We start from the raw sequence: 22,955 nt of genomic DNA, 5'->3' as shown, positions 1-22,955 counted from the left end.
AAAGTGTGACAAAGGCTACGTCACACAGCGGCGACGTGTATAATAAGCCCGTATGTAGGACTTTCTTCGCTAACACATACAAAAGACTCTCATGGCTCAAGGCACGCTTTATATTGTTTCTGCCCCAAGTGGCGCGGGTAAATCCAGCCTGATTCAGGCGCTGTTAAAAACCCAACCGTTGTATGATACGCAGGTTTCTGTTTCTCACACCACGCGCGCGCCGCGTCCGGGTGAGGTACACGGTGAACATTATTTCTTTGTCGATCACGACGAATTCAGAACGATGATTGGCAGAGACGCGTTTCTTGAACACGCTGAGGTCTTCGGGAACTATTACGGCACCTCGCGTGAAACCATTGAGCAGGTATTATCGACCGGCGTAAACGTGTTCCTTGATATCGACTGGCAGGGCGCACAGCAGATCCGCAAGAAAATGCCTGATTCACGCAGCATCTTTATTTTACCGCCGTCAAAAGATGAGCTGGATCGTCGTCTCCGCGGCCGCGGTCAGGATAGCGAAGAGGTTATCGCAAAACGTATGGCCCAGGCAGTTGCGGAAATGAGCCATTACGCCGAATATGATTACCTGATTGTGAATGATGATTTTGATGCCGCCCTGAGCGATCTCAAAACTATCCTTCGCGCCGAACGTCTGCGCATGTGCCGCCAGAAGCAGCGACATGACGCATTAATCACCAAACTGTTGGCAGACTGAACCCACATTCAGTATCATGCCCAGTCATTTCTTCATCTGTGGAGCATTTTAAGTATGGCACGCGTAACTGTTCAGGACGCTGTAGAGAAAATTGGTAACCGTTTTGACCTGGTGCTGGTCGCCGCGCGTCGCGCTCGTCAGATGCAGTCAGGCGGTAAAGATCCACTGGTACCGGAAGAAAACGATAAAACTACCGTTATCGCACTGCGCGAAATCGAAGAAGGCCTGATCAACAGCCAGATCCTCGATGTTCGTGAGCGCCAGGAGCAGCAAGAGCAGGAAGCCGCAGAACTGCAGGCCGTTACCGCCATTGCTGAAGGTCGTCGTTAATTAAACCTGCGGGTCGCCCTTGTATCTGTTTGAAAGCCTGAATCAACTGATTCAAACCTACCTGCCGGTAGATCAGATTAAACGTCTCCAGCAGGCGTATCTCGTTGCACGTGACGCTCACGAGGGCCAGACACGTTCAAGCGGTGAACCCTATATCACGCACCCGGTAGCGGTGGCCTGTATTCTGGCCGAGATGAAACTCGACTACGAAACGCTGATGGCCGCCCTGCTGCATGACGTGATCGAAGATACCCCTGCCACCTACCAGGATATGGAACAGCTGTTTGGCAAAAGCGTTGCCGAGCTGGTGGAAGGGGTCTCTAAACTTGATAAGCTGAATTTCCGCGACAAGAAAGAGGCGCAGGCCGAAAACTTCCGCAAGATGATCATGGCGATGGTGCAGGATATCCGCGTCATTCTGATCAAACTCGCCGACCGTACCCACAATATGCGCACGCTGGGCTCTCTTCGCCCGGACAAACGTCGTCGCATTGCCCGTGAAACCCTCGAAATCTATAGCCCGCTGGCGCACCGTTTAGGTATTCATCACATTAAAACCGAGCTGGAAGAGCTGGGTTTTGAAGCGTTGTACCCGAACCGCTTCCGCGTGATTAAAGAGGTGGTGAAAGCCGCGCGTGGCAACCGTAAAGAGATGATTCAGAAGATCCTCTCAGAAATCGAGGGACGGTTGCAGGAAGCCGGTATCCCCTGCCGCGTCAGCGGTCGCGAAAAGCATTTGTACTCTATCTACTGCAAAATGGTGCTCAAAGAGCAGCGTTTTCACTCGATCATGGATATCTACGCGTTTCGCGTGATCGTCCACGACTCCGACACCTGCTACCGCGTACTCGGTCAGATGCACAGCCTGTACAAACCGCGTCCAGGTCGGATGAAAGATTACATCGCTATTCCAAAAGCGAACGGATATCAGTCTCTGCACACCTCAATGATTGGCCCGCACGGCGTGCCGGTTGAAGTGCAAATCCGTACCGAAGATATGGATCAGATGGCGGAGATGGGTGTTGCCGCGCACTGGGCCTATAAAGAGCACGGCGAAACCAGCACCACCGCGCAGATCCGCGCCCAGCGCTGGATGCAGAGCCTGCTGGAACTGCAGCAGAGCGCCGGTAGCTCGTTTGAATTTATCGAGAGCGTTAAATCCGATCTCTTCCCGGATGAGATTTACGTTTTCACACCAGAAGGGCGCATTGTTGAACTGCCTGCTGGTGCCACGCCGGTCGACTTCGCCTACGCCGTGCATACCGATATCGGTCATGCCTGCGTAGGGGCACGTGTCGACCGCCAGCCGTACCCGCTGTCACAGCCGCTGACCAGCGGCCAGACGGTAGAAATCATTACAGCGCCTGGCGCACGTCCGAACGCGGCGTGGCTCAACTTTGTTGTGAGCTCAAAAGCTCGCGCCAAGATCCGCCAGCTGCTGAAAAACCTCAAACGCGACGACTCCGTTAGCCTGGGTCGCCGTCTGCTTAACCATGCACTCGGCGGTAGCCGCAAGCTGGCAGAGATCCCGAAAGAGAACGTGCAGCGTGAAATCGAGCGTATGAAGCTCGCCACGCTTGACGATCTGCTGGCAGAGATCGGTCTTGGTAATGCAATGAGCGTCGTGGTGGCGAAGAACCTGCAGCAGGGCGAAACCTCTGTACCGCAGCCTTCGTCCACCAGTCACGGGCATCTGCCGATCAAGGGCGCCGACGGCGTGCTGATCACCTTTGCCAAGTGCTGCCGCCCTATCCCTGGCGACCCGATTATTGCCCACGTCAGCCCGGGTAAAGGTCTGGTTATCCATCACGAATCCTGTCGTAACATTCGCGGCTACCAGAAAGAGCCCGAGAAGTTTATGGCGGTCGAGTGGGATAAAGAGACCGAGCAGGAATTTATCACCGAGATCAAGGTGGATATGTTCAACCACCAGGGCGCACTGGCGAACCTGACGGCGGCAATCAATACCGCCTCTTCCAATATTCATAGCCTGAATACCGAAGAGAAGGATGGCCGTGTGTACAGCGCCTTTATTCGTCTGACGGCGCGGGACCGCGTGCATCTGGCGAATATCATGCGCAAAATCCGCGTGATGGCTGACGTCATTAAAGTCACCCGTAACCGAAACTAGTGTTATGAATGCAACGCGTTATGCACGTATCTGTGAGATGCTCGCCAGGCGTCAGCCCGATCTGACGGTCTGCATGGAGCAGGTCCATAAACCTCATAACGTCGCTGCTATCGTCCGTACCGCAGATGCCGTCGGTGTGCATGAAGTGCACGCCGTCTGGAAGGGGACGCGAATGCGTCCTATGGCCTCGGCTGCCGCAGGCAGCAACAGCTGGGTACAGGTCAAAGCCCACGACACCATTGGCGAAGCTATTTCGCATCTGAAAGGGCGCGGCATGCAGGTACTGGCGACGCATCTTTCCGACAAAGCCGTCGATTTCCGCGAAATTGATTACACCCGCCCGACCTGCATTCTGATGGGTCAGGAGAAAACGGGGATCACCCGGGAAGCGTTAGATCTGGCGGATCAGGACATCATCATTCCGATGATCGGCATGGTGCAGTCCCTGAACGTTTCCGTGGCCTCGGCGCTCATTCTGTATGAAGCCCAGCGTCAGCGACAAAATGCCGGGATGTACGAACGCGAGAACAGCATGCTGCCGGAGGACGAACAGCAGCGCCTGCTGTTTGAAGGCGGTTATCCGGTGCTGGCCAGAGTGGCGAAGCAGAAAAACTTACCCTACCCCCACGTGAATCAGCAGGGCGAAATTGAAGCCGATGCGACGTGGTGGGCCACCATGCAGGCGGCGAAGTAAATCATGCAAGGCCGCCTGCTGGATGCTGTGCCGCTCAATTCCCTGACGGGCGTTGGCGCGGCCCAGAGCAGCAAACTGGCAAAAATTGGCCTGCATACCGTGCAGGATCTCCTCCTGCACCTCCCCCTGCGTTACGAAGACCGCACCCAGCTTTATCAGATTGGCGAACTTCTGCCTGGCATTTACGCCACCGTTGAAGGCGAAGTCCTGAACTGCAACATCACCTTCGGCGGCCGCCGGATGATGACCTGCCAGATCAGCGACGGCTCCGGTATTCTGACGATGCGCTTCTTTAACTTCAGCGCGGCAATGAAAAACAGCCTCGCTACCGGGCGACGGGTGCTGGCCTACGGCGAAGCCAAACGCGGCAAATACGGCGCAGAGATGATCCACCCGGAGTACCGCGTACAGGGCGATCTCAGCACGCCGGAGCTGCAGGAGACGCTGACCCCGGTCTACCCGACGACTGAAGGCGTGAAGCAGGCGACGCTGCGCAAGCTGACCGATCAGGCGCTGGAGCTGCTCGACACCTGCGCCATAGCCGAACTGCTGCCCCCCGAGCTGGCACAGGGGATGATGAGTCTGCCGGACGCGTTGCGCACCCTGCACCGACCACCGCCGACGCTGCAGCTCAGCGATTTAGAGAGCGGGCAGCATCCGGCACAGCGACGTCTTATTCTCGAAGAGCTGCTGGCGCATAACCTGAGCATGCTGGCGTTACGCGCCGGCGCACAGCGTTTTCATGCCCTGCCGCTCCCGGCCCGTAATGATTTAAAAGATAAACTGCTGGCCTCGCTGCCGTTTAAACCCACCGGGGCCCAGGCCCGCGTGACCGCCGAGATCGAGCGCGATATGGCGCTGGATGTGCCGATGATGCGCCTGGTCCAGGGCGATGTGGGCTCGGGTAAAACGCTGGTGGCCGCCCTGGCCGCTCTGCGCGCCATTGCCCACGGCAGACAGGTGGCCCTGATGGCGCCGACCGAACTGCTGGCCGAGCAGCACGCGAACAATTTCCGCAACTGGTTTGCGCCGCTGGGCGTTGAAGTGGGCTGGCTGGCCGGGAAGCAAAAAGGCAAGGCGCGACAGGCGCAGCAGGAGGCGATTGCCAGCGGTCAGGTGCAGATGATTGTCGGCACCCATGCCATCTTCCAGGAGCAGGTGCAGTTTCACGGGCTGGCGCTGGTGATCATTGATGAGCAGCACCGTTTCGGCGTGCATCAACGTCTGGCGCTGTGGGAGAAAGGGCTCCAGCAGGGATACCACCCGCATCAGCTGATCATGACCGCGACGCCAATCCCGCGCACCCTGGCGATGACCGCCTATGCCGATCTCGACACCTCCGTCATCGACGAACTGCCTCCGGGGCGTACGCCGGTAACCACCGTCGCTATCCCGGACACGCGCCGCAGCGACATCATCGAGCGCGTGCGCAACGCCTGTCTGCAGGAAGGCCGTCAGGCTTACTGGGTCTGCACGCTGATTGAGGAGTCCGACCTGCTGGAAGCGCAGGCGGCGGAAGCCACCTGGGAAGAGCTTAAGCTGGCCCTGCCGGAGCTGAACGTCGGGCTGGTGCATGGCCGCATGAAGCCTGCGGAGAAACAGGCGGTAATGCAGGCCTTCAAGCAGGGCGAGCTGCATCTGCTGATCGCCACCACGGTAATTGAAGTGGGCGTAGACGTGCCTAACGCCAGCCTGATGATCATCGAGAACCCGGAGCGTCTGGGTCTGGCCCAGCTGCACCAGTTGCGTGGTCGCGTCGGACGTGGCGCGGTGGCCTCTCACTGCGTGCTGCTCTACAAAGCACCGCTGTCGAAAACGGCACAGAAGCGCCTGCAGGTATTGCGCGACAGCAACGACGGCTTTGTGATTGCGCAACAGGATCTGGAGATCCGCGGGCCGGGTGAGCTACTCGGCACCCGTCAGACCGGGAACGCCGAGTTTAAAGTGGCAGATTTACTGCGCGATCAGGGCATGATCCCTGAAGTTCAGCGTCTGGCACGCCATATTCATGAACGCTACCCCGAACAGGCGGCAGCGTTAATCGACCGCTGGATGCCAGAGACCGGGCGTTACTCGAACGCCTGATCAGCCAAACATCGGCAGCATCAGATAGAGTTTGATGACCAGCGCGTTGACGATATCAATAAAGAACGCCCCCACCATCGGCACCACCAGAAACGCCATATGCGACGGGCCAAAGCGCTCGGTAATGGCCTGCATGTTGGCGATCGCCGTCGGCGTTGCCCCCATACCAAAGCCACAGTGTCCTGCCGCCAGTACTGCCGCATCGTAGTTTTTACCCATCAGTCGCCAGGTGACGAAGACAGCGTAGAGTGCCATAAACAGGGTTTGTACCCCCAGAATCGCCAGCATTGGCAGGGCCAGCGACGCCAGCTCCCACAGCTTGAGACTCATCAGCGCCATCGCCAGGAACAGCGACAGGCAGACGTTACCCAATACCGATACCGCCCGCTCAAAGACGCGATAAAAGCCCAGCAGTGAGAGACTGTTGCTGAGGATCACCCCGACAAAGAGTACACAAACAAAGACCGGCAGCTCCAGCGCGGAACCCGCCAGCAATTGTGCAATCACTTTACCTACCGTCAGGCAGATGGCGATCAGGGCAATGGTTTCAATCAGCACCAGAGAGGTGATCATGCGCCCGACGTCCGGTTTTTCAAATGCCGACGGCACCATTTCGTCATCCGGCCTGCCGTCCGGCGTGGTGGAGTGTTTCACCAGATAGCGAGCCACCGGCCCGCCAATCAGGCCGCCCAGCACCAGCCCGAAGGTGGCGCAGGCCATAGCTACTTCAGTGGCATTCTGGAAGCCGTAGCGTTCAGTAAACAGCTTGCTCCAGGCCGCGCCGGTACCGTGACCGCCCGACAGGGTGATCGAACCGGCCAGCAGACCCATCAGCGGATCCAGTCCCAGCAGCGACGCCATACCGATACCGATGGCGTTCTGCATTACCAGCAGTCCCACCACCACAATTAAGAACACCCCCAGCACCTTACCACCAGATCTCAGGCTGGCAAGGTTGGCGTTCAGGCCGATAGTGGCGAAAAAGGCCAGCATCAGCGGGTCTTTTAAGGTCATATCGAAGTTGATTTCCCAACCCATGCTTTTTTTCAGCACCAGCAGCGCAATGGCGGCCAGTAATCCGCCCGCGACGGGCTCCGGGATGGTGTATTTTTTGAGAAAAGGGACGCTGTGAACCAGTTTACGGCCAAGCAGTAAAACGAGTGTTGCCGCAACGAGGGTCGACAACGTATCGAGATGAATCATAGTGGGCTCCTTTAAAGGCACGTGCTCCATCAACATGCGCGTTTTCCTGTAACGATTGCGCGTTATAACCACAATCGGGAGCAGGAGTGTAATGAACTTTGCCGCCCCGGGACAGAAAAAGGCGTATTTTGCAGTAGAATTTCTCTGCGTTTTTTGTTGGCAATCGTTTGCTTTTCTCATCCACTCGGCTAAAATGCCCGCTTTTCCTCCAGGGGTCGCAGCAGATGTCCGTTAACGCCGTTGAACAGCAGGATGCGCAACCGATTGCGCAGACGCAAAACAGTGAACTGATTTACCGTCTTGAAGACCGTCCGCCGCTGGCGCAGACCTTGTTCGCCGCCTGTCAGCATCTGCTGGCCATGTTTGTGGCCGTGATTACTCCCGCTCTCCTGATCTGCCAGGCGCTCGGTTTACCGGCGCAGGACACGCAACACATCATCAGCATGTCGCTGTTCGCTTCGGGCGTGGCGTCCATCATTCAGATTAAAGCCTGGGGCCCGGTAGGCTCCGGTCTGCTGTCGATTCAGGGCACCAGCTTTAACTTTGTCGCCCCGCTGATCATGGGCGGTACGGCGCTGAAAACCGGCGGCGCGGATGTGCCAACGATGATGGCGGCGCTGTTCGGCACCCTGATGCTGGCGAGCTGCACCGAGATGGTCATCTCCCGCGTTCTGCACCTGGCTCGCCGCATTATTACCCCGCTGGTTTCTGGCGTGGTGGTGATGATTATCGGCCTGTCGCTGATTCAGGTGGGCCTGACCTCCATCGGCGGCGGCTATGCGGCGATGAATGATCACACCTTCGGCGCGCCGAAAAACCTGCTGCTGGCGGGTATCGTGCTGGCGATCATTATTCTGCTCAACCGTCAGCGTAACCCGTACCTGCGCGTCGCGTCGCTGGTGATTGCCATGGCCGCAGGCTACCTGGCAGCCTGGGCGATGGGCATGCTGCCGCAGTCCGGCGCACCGACCGACAGCCCGCTGATCATGGTCCCGACGCCGCTCTACTACGGCCTGGGCATTGACTGGAACCTGCTCCTGCCGCTGATGCTGGTATTCATGATCACCTCGCTGGAAACCATCGGCGACATCACCGCAACGTCTGACGTTTCTGAACAACCGGTCTCTGGCCCGCTGTACATGAAGCGCCTGAAGGGCGGCGTACTGGCAAACGGCCTGAACTCCTTTGTATCCGGCGTGTTCAATACCTTCCCGAACTCCTGCTTCGGCCAGAACAACGGTGTGATCCAGCTGACCGGCGTTGCCAGCCGCTACGTGGGCTTTGTCGTGGCGCTGATGCTGATCGTGCTCGGCCTGTTCCCGGCGGTGAGCGGCTTTGTGCAGCACATCCCTGAGCCGGTCCTGGGCGGCGCAACGCTGGTGATGTTCGGCACCATCGCGGCATCGGGCGTGCGTATCGTCTCCCGCGAGCCGCTGAACCGCCGCGCCATCATGATCATCGCCCTGTCGCTGGCGGTGGGTCTGGGTGTGTCTCAGCAGCCGCTGATCCTGCAGTTCGCCCCGGACTGGGTGAAGAACCTGCTCTCTTCCGGCATCGCCGCCGGTGGGATCACCGCTATCGTCCTGAACCTGATTTTCCCGCCAGAAAAGAACTGATCCCCTTTCACGGCAGCAGGCAACTGCTGCCGTGACACGTAATTACACCATTCCCGCCTTGAGCATTGCGCATAAATCGTGCATAACTCCTTTATGTGCGTTTTACGTGATGGAAGACCATGAAATTTATTGGAAAGCTTCTCGTCGGTATTCTGGCCGTTCTGCTTATTGCGATCCTCGCGCTCTATATCCTTGTCCAGACGCGCTGGGGCGCAGCGCAGGTCAGCAGCTGGATCACGGTAAACACCGATTACGAACTCAACTTCGACCTGATGGATCACCGCTTCTCGTCGCCCACGCACCTGGTACTGAAAAATGTCACCTTCGGGCGCGATGGCCAGCCCGCGACGCTGGTCGCAAAAATGGTCGATATTGGCGTGAGCAGCCGCCAGCTCACCGATCCGCTGCACATGGATACCATCACCCTGTTTGACGGCACGCTGAACCTCTCGCCGCAGACCGCCCCTCTTCCCTTCCAGGCCGATCGCCTGCTGCTGAACAACATGGCGTTCAACAGCCCGAATACCGCGTGGGATCTGAGCGCCCAGAAGGTGACCGGCGGCGTACGTCCCTGGGACCCTGAAGCGGGTAACGTGCTGGGCAAAAAAGCGCAGATCCAGATCAGCGCCGGGTCGCTGACGCTGAACGGCGTGCCGGCCAGCAACGTGCTGATTGAAGGCGAGCTGAGCGATAAAGAGGTGGTGTTGACCACCATCGGCGCAGATATGGCCCGGGGCTCGCTCACCGGCACCGCGCGGCGCGACGCCAACGGTGGCTGGAAGGTGGACAACATGCGCCTGAACGATATCCGCCTGCAGAGCGATAAATCCCTGGCCGACTTCTTTGCCCCCATCACCACCCTGCCGTCGTTACAGATTGGCCGCCTGGACGTGACCGACGCCCGCCTGCAGGGTCCGGACTGGGCGGTAACCGATCTCGATTTAAGCCTGCGCAACCTGACCCTCAGCCAGGGCGACTGGCAGAGCGAGGACGGTCGCCTGTCGATGAACGCCAGCGAATTTATCTACGGTTCCCTGCACCTGTTCGACCCGATCCTGAACGCCGAATTCTCCCCGCAGGGGATCGCCCTGCGTCAGTTCACCTCGCGCTGGGAAGGCGGGATGGTGCGCACTTCCGGCAACTGGTTGCGCAGCGGTAAAGCGCTGGTGCTGGATGATGTCGCCGTCGCCGGGCTGGAATACACCCTGCCGGAAAACTGGAAAACGCAGTGGCTGGATACCCTGCCGGAGTGGCTGAACAGCGTCACGCTGCGCAAGTTTGGCCTGAGCCGTAACCTGGTGATCGACGTCGACACCGTTTTCCCGTGGCAGATCACCGCCCTTGACGGCTACGGCACCAACCTGCAGCTGGCGAAAGATCGCCAGTGGGGCGTATGGGCGGGCACCGCCACGCTGAACGGCGCGGCCGCCACCTTTAACCGCGTGGACGTGCGCCGTCCGTCGCTCTCCTTGTCAGCCAACGCCTCGACAATTTCTATTAATGAACTGAGCGCCTTTACCGAAAAAGGCATTCTGGAGGCAAAAGCGACGGTATCGCAGACCCCGGTGCGCCAGACCACCCTCAACCTGACCGGGCGCGGCGTGCCACTGAACGTGATCCAGCAGTGGGGCTGGCCGGCGTTGCCGATCGCAGGCGATGGCAATATTCAGCTCACCGCCAGCGGCAATGTGCAGAAGGATTCCCCGCTGAAACCGACGGTCAACGGCAGACTTAGCGCAGTAAATATGGATAAACAGCAGGTGACGCAGACGATGACGGGCGGAGCGGTAAGCACGGTTGAGCAGCCGGTTGCTTCACCCTCACCTTGATGGAGAGGGTGCAAACCAGCCGGGTGGCGGCTTCGCCTTACCCGGCCTACAAAACATAACGGTAGGCCCGGTAAGCGTAGCGCCACCGGGCGTTTTACAGGCAACTCAAAGGTGAACCACCACCTCGTTCCCCTCCGCTTTCACCACCACACCCCACTCGCTTCCAGCATGTGACGCCCCTTTCACGCCGCCGATCCGCTGCACATTGCGCAAACAGACCGACCAGCCCCGCGCCTCGCCGCGCCCTTTTAGCGTCAGGGTATCGCCGCTACGCGTTGCGGTAAGCGTAAAGGCGACGGCACCGTTTGCCGCAGGGACTTCACTCACCGCCGTAGCGCCATCGGCCAGGTTAAACAGCTGGAAGGCGGTGCCTTCGTTCCACGCGTAGTCCGGTTTCCGATCGTTGTTGCCCAGCGCCAGCAGGGTGTTGTCCCGCACGTAAACCGGCAAACTCTGGAAATCATGCTGCTGTTTATGCCAGCGGCTGCCCTGGATTTCGTCGTTATGCCACAGGTGCGTCCAGCGCCCTTCCGGCAGGTAAAACTGCACGTCCCCCGCCTCGCTGAACACCGGTGCGACCAGCACTGAATCCCCCAGCATGTACTGGCGGTCGAGGTAGTCGCAGGCCGGATCGTCCGGGAACTCCAGCATCATCGCCCGCAGCATCGGCGTACCGAACTCACGGGCCAGCGCCGCCTGGCGATAGAGGTACGGCATCATCCGGCATTTCAGCTGGGTGAAGTGGCGCACCACGTCGCAGGACTCGTCGTCATACGCCCACGGCACGCGGTAGGATTTGCTCCCGTGCAGACGGCTGTGGCTGGAGAACAGCCCGAACGCGCACCAGCGTTTATAGACGTGCGCCGGGGCGGTGTTCTCGAACCCGCCGATATCGTGGCTCCAGAACCCGAACCCGGAGAGCCCGATCGACAGCCCGCCGCGCAGGCTTTCAGCCATCGACTCATAGTTGGCGTAGCAGTCGCCGCCCCAGTGCACCGGGAACTGTTGCGCACCCACTGACGCCGAACGGGCAAACAGCACCGCCTCTTCCTCACCCACCGTCTCTTTCAGCACGTTCCACACCAGTTCGTTGTAGATGTAGGCGTAGTGGTTGTGCATCTTCTGCGGATCGGAGCCGTCGAACCACTGCACATCCGTCGGGATGCGCTCGCCGAAGTCGGTTTTGAAGCAGTCGACGCCAATATCCACCAGGCCTTTCAGCTTGTCGGCGTACCATTTGCAGGCTTCGGGGTTGGTGAAGTCGTAGATTGCCAGCCCCGGCTGCCATTTATCCCACTGCCACAGGGAGCCGTCCGGACGTTTCAGCAGATAGCCCTTCTCTTTCAGCTCCTTAAAAACTGGCGATTTCTGCCCGATGTACGGGTTGATCCACACGCAGACCTTCAGCCCTTTCTCCTTCAGGCGGCGGATCATCCCTTCCGGGTCCGGGAAGGTCACCGGGTCCCACTCGAAGTCGCACCACTGGAAGGCCTTCATCCAGAAGCAGTCAAAGTGGAAAACGTGCAGGGGCAGGTCGCGCTCGGCCATGCCGTCGATAAAGCTGTTCACCGTCGCTTCGTCGTAGTTGGTGGTGAATGAGGTAGTGAGCCACAGGCCGAACGACCAGGCAGGCGGCAGCGCCGGACGGCCGGTGAACTGCGTATAGCGGTTCAGGACCTCTTTCGGCGTTGGGCCGTCGATGACGAAATACTCCAGGTTCTCGCCCTCGACGCTGAACTGCACCTTCGACACCTTCTCGGAGCCGATTTCAAACGAGACGTTCTCCGGATGGTTCACCAGCACGCCGTAGCCGCGGTTGGTGAGATAGAACGGGATATTCTTGTAGGACTGCTCGGTGCTGGTGCCGCCGTCGCGATTCCAGGTTTCGACCGTCTGGCCGTTGCGCACCAGGGCGGTAAAGCGCTCGCCGAGGCCGTAGACGGTTTCGCCCACGCCCAGATCCAGACGCTCAAACATGTAGTTACGATCGGTGTTGCCGTCCTGCACGTAGCCGTTGTTTTTCAGCTGGCTGCCGGTGATGCGCTGCCCGTCCCTGAAGAAATCCAGCGACCAGAACTCGCCTTTGGTGACGCGCACGCTGACGTTACCGCTTTTCAGCTCAGCCAGTTCCGCGTTGTTTTCAATCTGCACGTTAACGTCTTTCAGAGTGTTGAGCGGGTAGTGCGGGCCGTTATTGAGCGCGCCCTGGAAGTGCTCGATCCGCACCCCGACAATCCCTTCCTGCGGCGAGAACAGGCGCACCGTGAACATCAGGGTATCCAGCTGCCAGGTGCGCTCACGTACGTCGCGCGGGGCGACATAGACCACCAGATCGTTGCCCTGCTGTTCCACATCAAACACCTGAACCGGGTAAGTTACGTTCAAGCCCGGTTGAATGAGCCAGTTTCCGTCACTGATTTTCATGCTTTCGTCCTCTTAGTTCTGCAATTCTTTGCTGACCGGCAGGGTGTTGAACTCCTGCTCATTACGACGCGCGCCCTGCGCCAGATCGCTCATGATTTTGACCAGGAATGGCGTTTTCAGGCTGTAGTAGCGTTTGGCGATCACCGCGCTCAGCAGGTAGCACGCGGCCGGTACCAGGGTAAACAGGGCGATGATGATGCTGATGGTGGCGCTGTTCTGGGTTTTGGCGGCGGCATCGTAGCCGCCGCCTGCCAGCATCCAGCCGATTAACGCCCCGCCCAGCGCCAGGCCCAGCTTGAGCACGAACAGCGTCCCCGCGAAGCTGATGCCGGTGAGGCGTTTGCCGTTGGTCCACTCGCCGTAATCGACGGTATCGGACATCATTACCCACTGGATCGGCGTCACCAGCTGGTGCAGCACGCCAATCACGAAGATAAAGCCGAACATGGTGATGCTGGCCTGCATCGGCACGAAGAACATCGCCACGCTTGCCACCGCCAGCAGGGCGTTGGTCCACCAGAAGACGCTGACTTTGCACTTCCAGTCGGTGAGCGGTTTCGCCAGCGCGGAGCCAATCAGGTTGCCGACGCAGTAGGTGGTGAGGAAGGCGACGAACAGCTCCGGCGAGCCCATGATCCAGGTGACGTAATACATCATCGCGCCGCCGCGCACGCACACCGCCAGAATGTTGAGGATGGTGAGCAGCCCGACGATGCGCCACTGGTCGTTCTGCCAGATGTCGCGCAGATCTTCGCGCATGGAGGTGGTACTCGGCGGCACCTGGATGCGCTCTTTGGTGGTGAAGAAGCAGAACGCCAGCATCAGGAATGCCACCACTGACAGCACCGCGATGCCGCCCTGGAAGCCGAACGCTTTATCCTCGCCGCCAATCATATTCACCAGCGGCATCATCAGCACCGTGGAGAGCATGCCGCCCGCCGTCGCCAGCACAAAGCGCCAGGACTGGAGGGAGATACGCTGCGTCGGGTCGTTGGTGATCACCCCGCCCAGCGCGCAGTAAGGGATGTTGACCACGGTATAGAGCAGGGTCAGCAGGGTGTAGGTGACGGCGGCGTAGATCATTTTGCCGTTCAGGCTGAGGTCCGGCGTGGTGTAGGCCAGCACGCAGACCAGGCCAAACGGGATGGCACCGAACAATATCCACGGGCGGAACTTACCCCAGCGGCTGCGGGTGCGGTCGGCAATCAGCCCCATGCACGGGTCGGAGATGGCATCCAGCGCGCGCGCCAGCAGGAACATGGTGCCGACAAACCCGGCGGGAATACCGAAGATATCGGTGTAGAAGAACATCATGTAGAGCATGACGTTGTCGAAGATGATGTGACTTGCGGCGTCACCCATGCCGTAACCAATTTTCTCTTTGACGGATAAGACTTCGCTTTTCATTATTTTTCCTTCACGCGTAGGGCGCTGAGACCGGTTACATGTTTTGTAAACCATGCCCTGCCCGTCAGGTATTGCGTTTTCTGGTTACGTTTTTACGATTCTTGTTTTTTGTGATCGCGTTAAAAGTGCGTGGAAGGAAAATGTAACCTGAGGATTTTCTTAAGAATTGCCTTAAAAGGGGGGATGCAGGTCAAAAGAGGACTAAAAAATGTGTGCGAAAGGTTGGGGTAAATGATTGAAAGTAGATATAATGCGCCCCGCCTCCATGTAGCAATCGAGGCGCGGAAGATCGTCATCTCCGGTGAGGTGGCTGGACTTCAAATCCAGTTGGGGCCGCCAGCGGTCCTGGGCAGGTTCGACTCCTGTGATCTTCCGCCAATTTCCGCTATCTTCTTTAACTGATATTGTTTAATTAATCTTAAGTATTTCCTCAAAAGCTATTATTACGTTTTTTTAACATATCAAAAAAAGTAAAATCCCTCATTTTCACTTTCTTAATTTTAATAATTTTTATTGCTAGAAAAATTCCATAGGTATAAGATGATTCTGCAACATTCGGGTGTACTTCGCCTGTTGCTGCTCTTTAAAATGTCACTAATGAGAAGGTATCGATGCCGAAAGGCGATCCTTTTAAGGATCATGACCGGTCATGCGGGTATATTAAAAGTTTATGAGCGATCAGCTGATTGCCTCATTTGCTATGTAAAATATAGCCGACAGTTGTCTGGCGTATAGGGTTAGGAGTTGTCAGGTCGACAATATTACCTTCATAAAATGAACTCGGTCTGGGGGTGCAATTTCGCGCCTTAATACGAGGAATTTACAATGTTTAGTATTTCTTTAAGCATGCAAGTGACATTCAAGAAAGTAAAGAGCCCATTTTCAGCGAAAGTAGACATTCCTGAATCTGGTATGCAAGTCGACCGAAACAAAAAAAGCATCACCAAGACTACGTCAGTGGATTGGTGGAAGCTTGTCAAAGTGATTTTTCGTCTCCTGCGAATCGCAGCGTGGCTTATAACTTTGATTAACTCCTAACCTTTATTACGTCACCTTATCAATTGGTGTAGCCATGGACAAGCCTTATTACCCATTCCGACCAATATCTTCAATATCCATTCTCGCAAAAACTTTAGGTATTCATGAAAAATTATTGCTTAATCTAGCAAATAAGATCGATGATTCTTATACAGAATTTCTTGTTAATGTAAAAGATAAGGATAGAACTGTATATGAGCCTAAGCATGATTTAAAGAGATTGCAAAAAAGAATAAATCACAGAATATTTGAGAAAGTATGTTACCCACTTTATTTACAAGGTGGCATAAAAGACACTTCGAATAAAAGAGATTACGTTGAGAATGCTAAAACCCATTGCAAAATAAAACCAAATATAATAATAAACATTGATATCAAATCATTTTACGACAATATAAAAGCTGATTGCGTATACAACGTATATAAAAATTTCTTCAATTTCCCTGATGATGTTTCTATATTATTAACAAAATTAACAACATTCAGAAATAAAGTTCCTCAAGGTGCCTGCACTTCATCCTATTTAGCAAATTTAATATTTTTTAATACTGAATATCATTTAGTCTCAAAGTTCAGAAGTAAAAACATTTGTTACACTCGTCTTCTCGACGATGTAACTCTCAGTTCGAATAAGCAATTAAATGAAGATACCATTTCATCATCAATAAAAGATGTGGTTGCAATGTTTAGAAAATATAACCTCAAACACAATAATAAAAAAACTAAAGTAGAACAGCAAAAAAATGCAAAAAATAGCTTCAAAATTACCGGACTTTGGGTTGGACATGCGAAACCCAAAACAACGCGAGATGATAGAAGATACATCAGGCTATTAGTTAAGATTTGTGAGAACAAATACAAAGAGGAAAAATATTCTTTAGAATATCATGCTCTATGGAATAAAACGTCCGGTTTGATTGCTAAACTCACGCGATTACAACAATCAAATCATCCAGCTCTTCGCGAAAGAATGAGTAATATATTTCCTCTTTATGATGATAAGGAGAAGGAAAAAATTGTTCGTGAGTGTAAAATGATATTAAAGTTCAATAACAAAATCGCATTGACTATCGGTCAAATAGATACTGTAAATAAAGTAATAGGTAAACTTGGTATATTATCGAGAAACAATAAAGCACTTAGCCGGGTTCTGCGAAAGCGCATTAGAAAGCATTGTCATTCGATGCCAACCAAAAGAGATATGTGGTAATGAGCGAAGAAATTAATAAGCATTATGGTGTAGTTAAAACTTTTGATTCTTTTAAAGGCTTCGGTTTTATTACTCGTGACAAAGGTAAGGATGTTTTTTTCTTTTATGGCGAAATAGTGCATGAGGATAAATATCTTACACCTGGCGATAAAGTACATTTCGAAATAAGAAACATGGACAAAGGGCCAAGGGCTTTTGCAATACACAAACTTTAGTATCTGTTACGCCTCTGGTTTTATACCTCTTTTTATCAAAGCTTCTCTCGCCAGCTCCTTCAACCAACTGGCGAGACTTACCCCTTCTTCTTCCGCCACAGCATCCAATTGTTCCTTCAATGCCGGATCAATACGCATTTTAAACTGCGGAGACTGCCCGCCGCCTTTTGGTTTTTTTTCACGCGCTATGATTGACATGGGGCCACCTATCCATCTAATCTGAATCATATAGGAGGCCACCTAAACCTCCAATTTTAACAACGCTCCAGTGTGCTCGAACACACCGGAGCGTCTAACCTCACCAACTATCAAGGAGTTGATTATGGCTGATTCGCATTCTAACCCAGACACCACCACAACCGGAACTGAGCGTACATTAATTGTGGGATATCGCCCGCAAGGTCGCGATCGCAGTACGCCAAACCTAATTCTTTCCGGTAAATGGCTGCGTGCGGCGGGGTTTGATACTGGCGATAAGGTGACGGTAAAAGTCATGGATGGCTGCATCGTCGTGATGGCGCACAACCCGCATGAAAAGATGCTGCTGAGCGAATTAAAACAGGCGCAGCAGAAGCTGAAAGACATTGAAATCGCTATTGCGTAACAAGTGCTTCTCCAACCTGTAAGTAAGACTTACAGGTTCGACAGACATTCAGTTGTTCGGTAAAACCGAACAACTGCCCCCAACCCCGTGCAAAAAATGCATGCTATTAAAACAAGCGCAACAAAAGCTGAAAGGCATTGAAGGAGCGCTGGCTCTGGCTTAATAACCCGATAACGAACTCACAGCAACGAATAAACCACAATAAATCAAAAAACTAACCGCGGCGCCATGGTCCGGCTGAAAATCGCCGAAGCGTTTCCTCCAGGACGGGGCGAGGCGCATGGATGCGCCGAGAGGGCGTGACCTACAGGGATGTAGGATCACGCCCGACCCGAAAGCCGGAGGGAATAAGCTGAGGACAAAATTGCCGGGAGCAATTTTGGACAGCGCTTGCGCTGGCCCCAAAGGGGTGAGCCCCAGGGATGGGGCGAACAATCCGCAAAGCGGCGATTTTCTTTGCCGGGAGCCGGGATTGTAAAGGGGGCGCGATACGCACTGAACCCCATAACCTCCGGTGCGGCATGCTCCCCCTCACCCCATCCCTCTCCCCAAAGAGGAGAGGGAGCCGATCGTGCCAATGCTCAGGCATCCCCCCAGTTATTCCTGATCTAATATTCGGTATTTCCTACACCACCACCAAAAAATATTTAACCTCGTTAATGATGAATCAACCCATCGATATTACCTGTGTATTTCCTCCGTTATATTTCCACTATTAATAATTCGCACACCATGCTTCTTAAATAAATTTAACTCAGCGCACAAAAAGCGACACAAATAGATTATCTGCGGCAAAAGTGTGACGCAGATTATCCATTGCTGTCTGACAACCAGGATAAGATGTCATACAGAAAAAGTTAAATCGTCATCAGATATAAACCAAACGTATATAATTTCAGCATGGAGCACATCATGAAATCACATTTATTCACCCGAACTCTTCTGGGCGCATCTCTGTTTGCACTGCTGGCTACCGGGGCGAGTGCAGCAGAAAAAGTCACGTTAAAACTGGCACATAATCTTGAACGCAGCCACGTCGTTCATCAGGCCTTTGAGCAGATGGCAAAAGAGGTCAAACAACTTTCCAATGGCAATATGACGCTGCGTATTTATCCGAGCAGCCAGATGGGCAGCGCCCGTGAAACCATGGAATTACTGCAAAACGGCGCGCTGGATATGACCAAAGGCTCCGCCAGCGATCTGGAATCATTTGATAATACATATGCCATTTATAATTTACCGTACCTGTTTAAGGATCAGGCGCATTTTAATAAGGTGGTCTTTGGCAGCGTCGGCAAAGAAATTATGGACGCCAGTAAAGATAAAGGCTTCTTTGCGCTTTCCGCCTATGTCGCCGGGACCCGCAGCTTCTATGCTAAAAAACCCATTACCACGCCAGCCGATTTAAAAGGGCTGAAAATTCGCGTTCAGGCAAGCCCAACAACCCTGAAAATGGTTGAGCTGATGGGCGGTTCCCCGACGCCAATCTCGTTCGGCGAAGTCTATACCGCCATGCAGCAGGGCGTGGTGGATGGCGCTGAAAATAACGTCCCGTCCTGGGTGCAGACCCGTCACATTGAAATCGCGAACGTCTTTTCTGAAGACGAGCATGCTTCCATTCCGGACTTCCTGGTTATCTCCACGAAAACCTGGAACAAGCTGACGCCGGAGCAGCAGCAGGTCCTTACTAAAGCCGCGAAGGACTCTGAGGCCTGGCAGCAGAAAGCCTGGGATAAGGTCGAAGCAGAAACGCGTGCGCAGTCCACAGCGATGGGCGGTAAGTTTGTTACCGTCGACAAAGCACCGTTCCGCGCAGCCGTACAGCCGCTGTACGACGACTTCAAAAAAGATCCTAAGCAGGCCGCCCTGCTCGCAAAATTCGAACAAGCCGCTGAATAACGCGCCTCCGGGCCTGCCTGCAGGCCCGCTTCTCCAGGGAATAACCTATGATAATTGACCGCATAAAAACGCTGGTTGATCGCACTATTGCGGCCTTTTCCGTCGCAGTGATGATCGCGCTGGTGGTCTGCGTGGTGTGGCAGGTGTTCAGCCGCTATGTGCTGAACCAGCCAAGCACGATGACCGATGAACTGGCCCGCTACCTGATGATTTGGGTAGGGCTCCTGGGCGCGGCGTACACCGTCGGGGCGCAGCGGCATCTCTCTATCGATCTGTTCGCCATGATGCTGAAAGGCCCAAAGCAGGCGCTTCTGAATATTGTCATTAACGTGCTGATTTTCCTCTTCTCAGGTTTGGTGATCGTTACCGGCGGCCTGAAGCTGATTGATAAAACCCTGGCGACATCCCAGGTCTCCGCCGCCATGCAAATCCCGATGGGTTACGTCTACGTCATCCTGCCCCTGTGCGGCGCGGTAATGATGTTCTACGCCCTGTACTTTATCGCTACCGGCATTCGCGGCCTGTCCCGGCCGCAGGAAGGAGTTCACTGATGGATGGAACGATCGCGCTAACGCTGTTCGGCTGTTTCTTTGTGCTGGTGTTTATCGGCCTGCCTATTTCGTTTTCTATCGGCATTGCCACCTTCGCCTCGATGCTGTTGATGTTCCCGTGGGACATCGCGGTGATCACCGTCTCCCAGCGTCTGGCAAACGGGCTGGATAACTTCGCCCTGCTGGCGATCCCGTTCTTTATTTTCGCCGGGACGCTGATGAACAGTGGGGGAATAGCGATACGGCTGATTAACCTGGCGCAGGTGATGGTCGGCCGCGTGCCGGGTTCGCTGGGCCACGTAAACGTGCTGGCGAATATGATGTTCGGCTCCATCTCAGGTTCAGCCGTTGCCGCCGCGGCGGCAGTGGGCGGGACGCTCAACCCTATCCAGACAAAGCAGGGCTACGATCCGGCATTTTCAACGGCGGTGAACGTCTCCTCCTGTATTACCGGGCTGCTGATCCCACCGTCAAACGTGCTGATTGTCTTCTCGCTGACAGCGGGTGGCGTGTCGGTCGCATCCCTGTTTATGGCGGGCTATCTGCCGGGCATTCTGATGGGGCTGGCCATCATGGTGGTCTGCGCCATCATCGCCAAACGACGCAATTACCCCCTCTCCGAACGCCCGACCTGCGCCCAGGCGGCGAAAGCGCTGCTGGACGCCCTGCCAAGCCTGCTGCTGGTGGTCATCGTGATGGGCGGCATTCTGGGCGGCGTGTTTACCGCCACGGAAGCCTCGGCGATTGCGGTGGTGTATACCTTCATCCTGTCGGTGTTGATCTACCGTGAAGTGAAGTGGCATCAGCTGCCGAAGCTGATTCTGGAATCGGTGGTCACCACGTCCATCGTGTTGTTGCTGATTGGTTTTTCGGTAGGTATGTCATGGGCGATGACCAATGCCGATATCCCGTACATGATCAGCGACACGCTGATGGGGATTTCGGATAACCCGCTGATCATCCTGCTGCTGATTAACATCGTGCTGTTAATTGTCGGCATCTTCATGGATATGACGCCTGCGGTGCTGATCTTCACGCCGATTTTCCTGCCTATTGCTCAGGAGCTGGGGATGGACCCGGTCCACTTCGGCATCATGATGGTGGCGAACCTGTGTATCGGCCTGCTGACGCCGCCGGTGGGCAGCGCCCTGTTCGTCGGCTGTTCGATTTCAGGGGTGAAAATCCAGCACCTGATCAAGCCGCTGCTGCCGTTCTATGCCGCACTGCTGATCGCGCTGATGCTGATCACCTATATCCCGCAGATTTCCCTGTTTATTCCACAGGCGCTGGGGCTGATGTAACCACAATTGACCAGACGTTTTTCATGCCGGGTGGCGATGTCGCCCGGCGTTTATTAATTTCGGCGCATGAAAACTATAATTTTAACAAATATAAACATCACGATTTTATCTAATATGTAAAACTCCCTTTTCAGGCATAAATCACATTCTATGTGGTTAATTAAATGTAGTTTGTTTGTATCTACATAAGGAGGTGGAAATGGCTACACCCGTTTATTTATGGCTTGAGGATGACGCTGGACGTTCTATTAAAGGTTCAGTTGATATAAAGAATCGAGAAGGTTCAATTGAAGTTATTGAGTACATGCATTCTGTAGAACAACCGATTGATAAACTATCAGGAAAAACCACATCCAAACGCATATATAGCTCTTATGCATTTATGAAAGAAATAGATTCATCCTCTCCATGGCTTTATAGAGCTCTCAGTACGGGGCAAACATTAAAGAAAGCAGAATTCATATTCTATAGAATAAATTACAACGGAGTAGAGGAGGCGTACTTTAAAACCACTTTAGAGAACGCAAAAGTGGTACAAATCGAGCCTGTTATGTTTGATATAAAGCATCCTCAGAATGCATATAACACCCATCAGGAATATATCGACCTGACATATGAAAAAATAACATGGCATTACCTTGACGGAAACATCATTCACTCGGATACATGGAAAGAAAGAGGCTAAGGAGGAAATATGTCGTGGGAGTATGATGTAAAAGAACATAAATTTTATCTGGATGGAGTCTATCAGTTCGATGCTGATTACGCAGGTGCTAGCGGTTATAAAAACGAGCCAACGCAGGAGTGCGTTAAAAACAGCGGACCTCTACCTCGGGGAAAATATACTATCGGCGCCCCTTATAACTCTGCCCATACCGGGAAGTATACACTTAGCCTTACGCCATATTCGACAAATGATATGTGCGGGAGAGATGCATTCAAAATTCACGGAAAAAGCAGTCAACATCCAGAAGATTCATCTGAAGGATGTATTATTGCGCCTTTAAGCGCCAGAAGGAGTATATGGAAAAGCAATGATACGGAGCTAATAGTAAAATGATACGCTTATCGATTCTTCTCCTGATGCTGCTCACCACCTGTCAGCACGTTTATGCAACTCAAATGACCGGTTTTGCGAATCAATATTATCAGGAGGACGTCACCATACCGGAAATTGCGTCAGCGCTTCCGCTTACCCCCACAATCACTATCGGCGACGAACTAATCCACCTGGAAAAGTCCTACCTGACGGATATTGTAAATATTCCCGTTCACAAAGATAATTCCGCTAGTTGGTTTTGTCTGCAATCAAAAGAAGGGATAAATCACTGGTTTATTTCCGATAACGAAATGGGAAAAGGCATACTCACTGCCATTGCGATAGCTCAAGACGGCGAGCATAAAGAGTGTATTTCAACGTCGAAATCCATTCGCATATCTGTAGGAAGTATTCCTTTGCTTAATGCGACACCTCAGAATTTAACTCATATGTTCGGGAAAATGCCGGTACTGAAAAATGAAACCGTTCTTTTTTATCAGGACACGCCCGTTCAGAAAGGCTTTACTCAAAGTAATACCCTTACGTATCACTTTGATGGTGGCAAGGTGCGCGGTGTAATCATCGGTCAGATTACGAGTAATTAGCACAGCTATTGAAAATGCATTGATTGTTTATCCCCTCTCCCCAAAGGGGCGAGGGGATA

At 54.1% G+C, this 22,955-nt stretch carries 20 protein-coding genes and 1 tRNA gene; 17 read left to right on the top strand and 4 right to left on the bottom strand.

Features of this window, described 5'->3' with window-relative positions; all coding sequences use genetic code 11:
* Window positions 1-91 precede the first annotated feature (91 nt).
* Genes gmk through recG form a run of 5 tightly spaced genes read left to right on the top strand, consistent with a single transcriptional unit; the run spans window position 92 to window position 5,955 of the window.
* Complete coding sequence (gmk, locus tag ACOYA6_RS19750; RefSeq protein ID WP_039030178.1) at window positions 92-715, top strand: guanylate kinase; 624 nt, start codon at window positions 92-94, stop codon at window positions 713-715.
* 54 nt (window positions 716-769) lie between these two features.
* The gene (rpoZ, locus tag ACOYA6_RS19745) at window positions 770-1,045 is read left to right on the top strand and encodes a DNA-directed RNA polymerase subunit omega (RefSeq protein ID WP_039030179.1); all 276 of its coding nucleotides are present in this window, start codon (window positions 770-772) and stop codon (window positions 1,043-1,045) included.
* Between the two features lie 19 nt (window positions 1,046-1,064).
* Window positions 1,065-3,176, top strand: a complete 2,112-nt coding sequence (gene spoT, locus ACOYA6_RS19740) for a bifunctional GTP diphosphokinase/guanosine-3',5'-bis pyrophosphate 3'-pyrophosphohydrolase (RefSeq protein ID WP_039030180.1) — start codon at window positions 1,065-1,067, stop codon at window positions 3,174-3,176.
* Between the two features lie 4 nt (window positions 3,177-3,180).
* Complete coding sequence (gene trmH, locus ACOYA6_RS19735; protein ID WP_223075502.1) at window positions 3,181-3,870, top strand: tRNA (guanosine(18)-2'-O)-methyltransferase TrmH; 690 nt, start codon at window positions 3,181-3,183, stop codon at window positions 3,868-3,870.
* A gap of 3 nt (window positions 3,871-3,873) precedes the next feature.
* Window positions 3,874-5,955, top strand: a complete 2,082-nt coding sequence (recG, locus tag ACOYA6_RS19730; protein WP_138370810.1) for an ATP-dependent DNA helicase RecG — start codon at window positions 3,874-3,876, stop codon at window positions 5,953-5,955.
* Here recG and gltS read toward each other — a convergent pair whose 3' ends face one another.
* Window positions 5,956-7,158 carry a sodium/glutamate symporter gene (gene gltS, locus ACOYA6_RS19725; protein WP_039030183.1) on the bottom strand — a complete coding sequence of 401 codons (1,203 nt, stop codon included), beginning with the start codon at window positions 7,156-7,158 and terminating at the stop codon, window positions 5,956-5,958.
* 224 nt (window positions 7,159-7,382) lie between these two features.
* Between gltS and ACOYA6_RS19720 the strand changes: the two genes are divergently transcribed.
* Window positions 7,383-8,774, top strand: a complete 1,392-nt coding sequence (locus ACOYA6_RS19720) for a nucleobase:cation symporter-2 family protein (protein ID WP_138370809.1) — start codon at window positions 7,383-7,385, stop codon at window positions 8,772-8,774.
* 119 nt (window positions 8,775-8,893) lie between these two features.
* Complete coding sequence (locus ACOYA6_RS19715) at window positions 8,894-10,603, top strand: AsmA family protein (RefSeq protein WP_422655256.1); 1,710 nt, start codon at window positions 8,894-8,896, stop codon at window positions 10,601-10,603.
* A 105-nt stretch (window positions 10,604-10,708) separates the two neighbouring features.
* Here ACOYA6_RS19715 and yicI read toward each other — a convergent pair whose 3' ends face one another.
* Window positions 10,709-13,027: an alpha-xylosidase gene (gene yicI, locus ACOYA6_RS19710; protein ID WP_422655255.1), complete on the bottom strand. Its 2,319-nt coding sequence runs from the start codon at window positions 13,025-13,027 to the stop codon at window positions 10,709-10,711.
* A 12-nt stretch (window positions 13,028-13,039) separates the two neighbouring features.
* Complete coding sequence (locus ACOYA6_RS19705) at window positions 13,040-14,434, bottom strand: glycoside-pentoside-hexuronide family transporter (RefSeq protein WP_422655254.1); 1,395 nt, start codon at window positions 14,432-14,434, stop codon at window positions 13,040-13,042.
* A gap of 283 nt (window positions 14,435-14,717) precedes the next feature.
* Between ACOYA6_RS19705 and ACOYA6_RS19700 the strand changes: the two genes are divergently transcribed.
* From ACOYA6_RS19700 to ACOYA6_RS19690, 3 genes are all read left to right on the top strand, one after another.
* Window positions 14,718-14,812 (top strand) — tRNA-Sec (locus ACOYA6_RS19700).
* A gap of 694 nt (window positions 14,813-15,506) precedes the next feature.
* Window positions 15,507-16,682 carry a reverse transcriptase family protein gene (locus ACOYA6_RS19695; RefSeq protein WP_422655253.1) on the top strand — a complete coding sequence of 392 codons (1,176 nt, stop codon included), beginning with the start codon at window positions 15,507-15,509 and terminating at the stop codon, window positions 16,680-16,682.
* Complete coding sequence (locus ACOYA6_RS19690; RefSeq protein WP_422655252.1) at window positions 16,682-16,897, top strand: retron Se72 family effector protein; 216 nt, start codon at window positions 16,682-16,684, stop codon at window positions 16,895-16,897. The genes ACOYA6_RS19695 and ACOYA6_RS19690 overlap by 1 nt, the downstream gene beginning before the upstream one ends.
* Window positions 16,898-16,903: 6 nt before the next feature.
* Here the strand turns inward: ACOYA6_RS19690 and ACOYA6_RS19685 are convergent, their stop codons facing one another.
* Window positions 16,904-17,095 (bottom strand): toxin-antitoxin system HicB family antitoxin, encoded by a 192-nt coding sequence (locus tag ACOYA6_RS19685; protein WP_422655251.1) that lies wholly within the window; start codon window positions 17,093-17,095, stop codon window positions 16,904-16,906.
* Between the two features lie 124 nt (window positions 17,096-17,219).
* Here ACOYA6_RS19685 and ACOYA6_RS19680 point away from each other — a divergent pair, with 124 nt between their 5' ends.
* From ACOYA6_RS19680 to ACOYA6_RS19650, 7 genes are all read left to right on the top strand, one after another.
* Window positions 17,220-17,501 (top strand): SymE family type I addiction module toxin, encoded by a 282-nt coding sequence (locus ACOYA6_RS19680; RefSeq protein WP_422655250.1) that lies wholly within the window; start codon window positions 17,220-17,222, stop codon window positions 17,499-17,501.
* Between the two features lie 912 nt (window positions 17,502-18,413).
* Window positions 18,414-19,400: a TRAP transporter substrate-binding protein gene (locus ACOYA6_RS19675; RefSeq protein ID WP_422655249.1), complete on the top strand. Its 987-nt coding sequence runs from the start codon at window positions 18,414-18,416 to the stop codon at window positions 19,398-19,400.
* A gap of 47 nt (window positions 19,401-19,447) precedes the next feature.
* The gene (locus ACOYA6_RS19670; RefSeq protein ID WP_138370802.1) at window positions 19,448-19,951 is read left to right on the top strand and encodes a TRAP transporter small permease; all 504 of its coding nucleotides are present in this window, start codon (window positions 19,448-19,450) and stop codon (window positions 19,949-19,951) included.
* On the top strand, window positions 19,951-21,252 hold the full coding sequence (locus ACOYA6_RS19665) for a TRAP transporter large permease (protein WP_422655248.1): 1,302 nt from the start codon (window positions 19,951-19,953) through the stop codon (window positions 21,250-21,252). The genes ACOYA6_RS19670 and ACOYA6_RS19665 overlap by 1 nt, the downstream gene beginning before the upstream one ends.
* A 199-nt stretch (window positions 21,253-21,451) precedes the next feature.
* Window positions 21,452-21,937, top strand: a complete 486-nt coding sequence (gene tssD / locus ACOYA6_RS19660) for a type VI secretion system tube protein TssD (protein ID WP_422655247.1) — start codon at window positions 21,452-21,454, stop codon at window positions 21,935-21,937.
* 9 nt (window positions 21,938-21,946) lie between these two features.
* The gene (locus ACOYA6_RS19655) at window positions 21,947-22,312 is read left to right on the top strand and encodes a tlde1 domain-containing protein (RefSeq protein WP_422655246.1); all 366 of its coding nucleotides are present in this window, start codon (window positions 21,947-21,949) and stop codon (window positions 22,310-22,312) included.
* Window positions 22,309-22,896: a hypothetical protein gene (locus ACOYA6_RS19650; RefSeq protein ID WP_422655245.1), complete on the top strand. Its 588-nt coding sequence runs from the start codon at window positions 22,309-22,311 to the stop codon at window positions 22,894-22,896. Before ACOYA6_RS19655 ends, ACOYA6_RS19650 begins: the two co-directional genes overlap by 4 nt.
* The last annotated feature ends 59 nt before the right edge of the window (window positions 22,897-22,955 follow it).

The sequence above is a fragment of the Leclercia barmai genome, from assembly GCF_049312895.1.
Classification (GTDB): Bacteria; Pseudomonadota; Gammaproteobacteria; order Enterobacterales; family Enterobacteriaceae; genus Enterobacter; species Enterobacter barmai.
This window is presented reverse-complemented; position numbering and strand designations above follow the sequence as displayed.

What these genes read in the sequence shown, in the direction of transcription:
- gmk (WP_039030178.1), top strand. Translation starts at nt 92, where the DNA reads ATGGCTCAAGGCACGCTTTATATTGTTTCTGCCCCAAGTGGCGCGGGT.
- rpoZ (WP_039030179.1), top strand. Translation starts at nt 770, where the DNA reads ATGGCACGCGTAACTGTTCAGGACGCTGTAGAGAAAATTGGTAACCGT.
- trmH (WP_223075502.1), top strand. Translation starts at nt 3,181, where the DNA reads ATGAATGCAACGCGTTATGCACGTATCTGTGAGATGCTCGCCAGGCGT.
- recG (WP_138370810.1), top strand. Translation starts at nt 3,874, where the DNA reads ATGCAAGGCCGCCTGCTGGATGCTGTGCCGCTCAATTCCCTGACGGGC.
- gltS (WP_039030183.1), bottom strand. Translation starts at nt 7,158, where the DNA reads ATGATTCATCTCGATACGTTGTCGACCCTCGTTGCGGCAACACTCGTT.
- ACOYA6_RS19720 (WP_138370809.1), top strand. Translation starts at nt 7,383, where the DNA reads ATGTCCGTTAACGCCGTTGAACAGCAGGATGCGCAACCGATTGCGCAG.
- ACOYA6_RS19715 (WP_422655256.1), top strand. Translation starts at nt 8,894, where the DNA reads ATGAAATTTATTGGAAAGCTTCTCGTCGGTATTCTGGCCGTTCTGCTT.
- yicI (WP_422655255.1), bottom strand. Translation starts at nt 13,027, where the DNA reads ATGAAAATCAGTGACGGAAACTGGCTCATTCAACCGGGCTTGAACGTA.
- ACOYA6_RS19705 (WP_422655254.1), bottom strand. Translation starts at nt 14,434, where the DNA reads ATGAAAAGCGAAGTCTTATCCGTCAAAGAGAAAATTGGTTACGGCATG.
- ACOYA6_RS19695 (WP_422655253.1), top strand. Translation starts at nt 15,507, where the DNA reads ATGGACAAGCCTTATTACCCATTCCGACCAATATCTTCAATATCCATT.
- ACOYA6_RS19690 (WP_422655252.1), top strand. Translation starts at nt 16,682, where the DNA reads ATGAGCGAAGAAATTAATAAGCATTATGGTGTAGTTAAAACTTTTGAT.
- ACOYA6_RS19685 (WP_422655251.1), bottom strand. Translation starts at nt 17,095, where the DNA reads ATGTCAATCATAGCGCGTGAAAAAAAACCAAAAGGCGGCGGGCAGTCT.
- ACOYA6_RS19680 (WP_422655250.1), top strand. Translation starts at nt 17,220, where the DNA reads ATGGCTGATTCGCATTCTAACCCAGACACCACCACAACCGGAACTGAG.
- ACOYA6_RS19675 (WP_422655249.1), top strand. Translation starts at nt 18,414, where the DNA reads ATGAAATCACATTTATTCACCCGAACTCTTCTGGGCGCATCTCTGTTT.
- ACOYA6_RS19670 (WP_138370802.1), top strand. Translation starts at nt 19,448, where the DNA reads ATGATAATTGACCGCATAAAAACGCTGGTTGATCGCACTATTGCGGCC.
- ACOYA6_RS19665 (WP_422655248.1), top strand. Translation starts at nt 19,951, where the DNA reads ATGGATGGAACGATCGCGCTAACGCTGTTCGGCTGTTTCTTTGTGCTG.
- tssD (WP_422655247.1), top strand. Translation starts at nt 21,452, where the DNA reads ATGGCTACACCCGTTTATTTATGGCTTGAGGATGACGCTGGACGTTCT.
- ACOYA6_RS19655 (WP_422655246.1), top strand. Translation starts at nt 21,947, where the DNA reads ATGTCGTGGGAGTATGATGTAAAAGAACATAAATTTTATCTGGATGGA.
- ACOYA6_RS19650 (WP_422655245.1), top strand. Translation starts at nt 22,309, where the DNA reads ATGATACGCTTATCGATTCTTCTCCTGATGCTGCTCACCACCTGTCAG.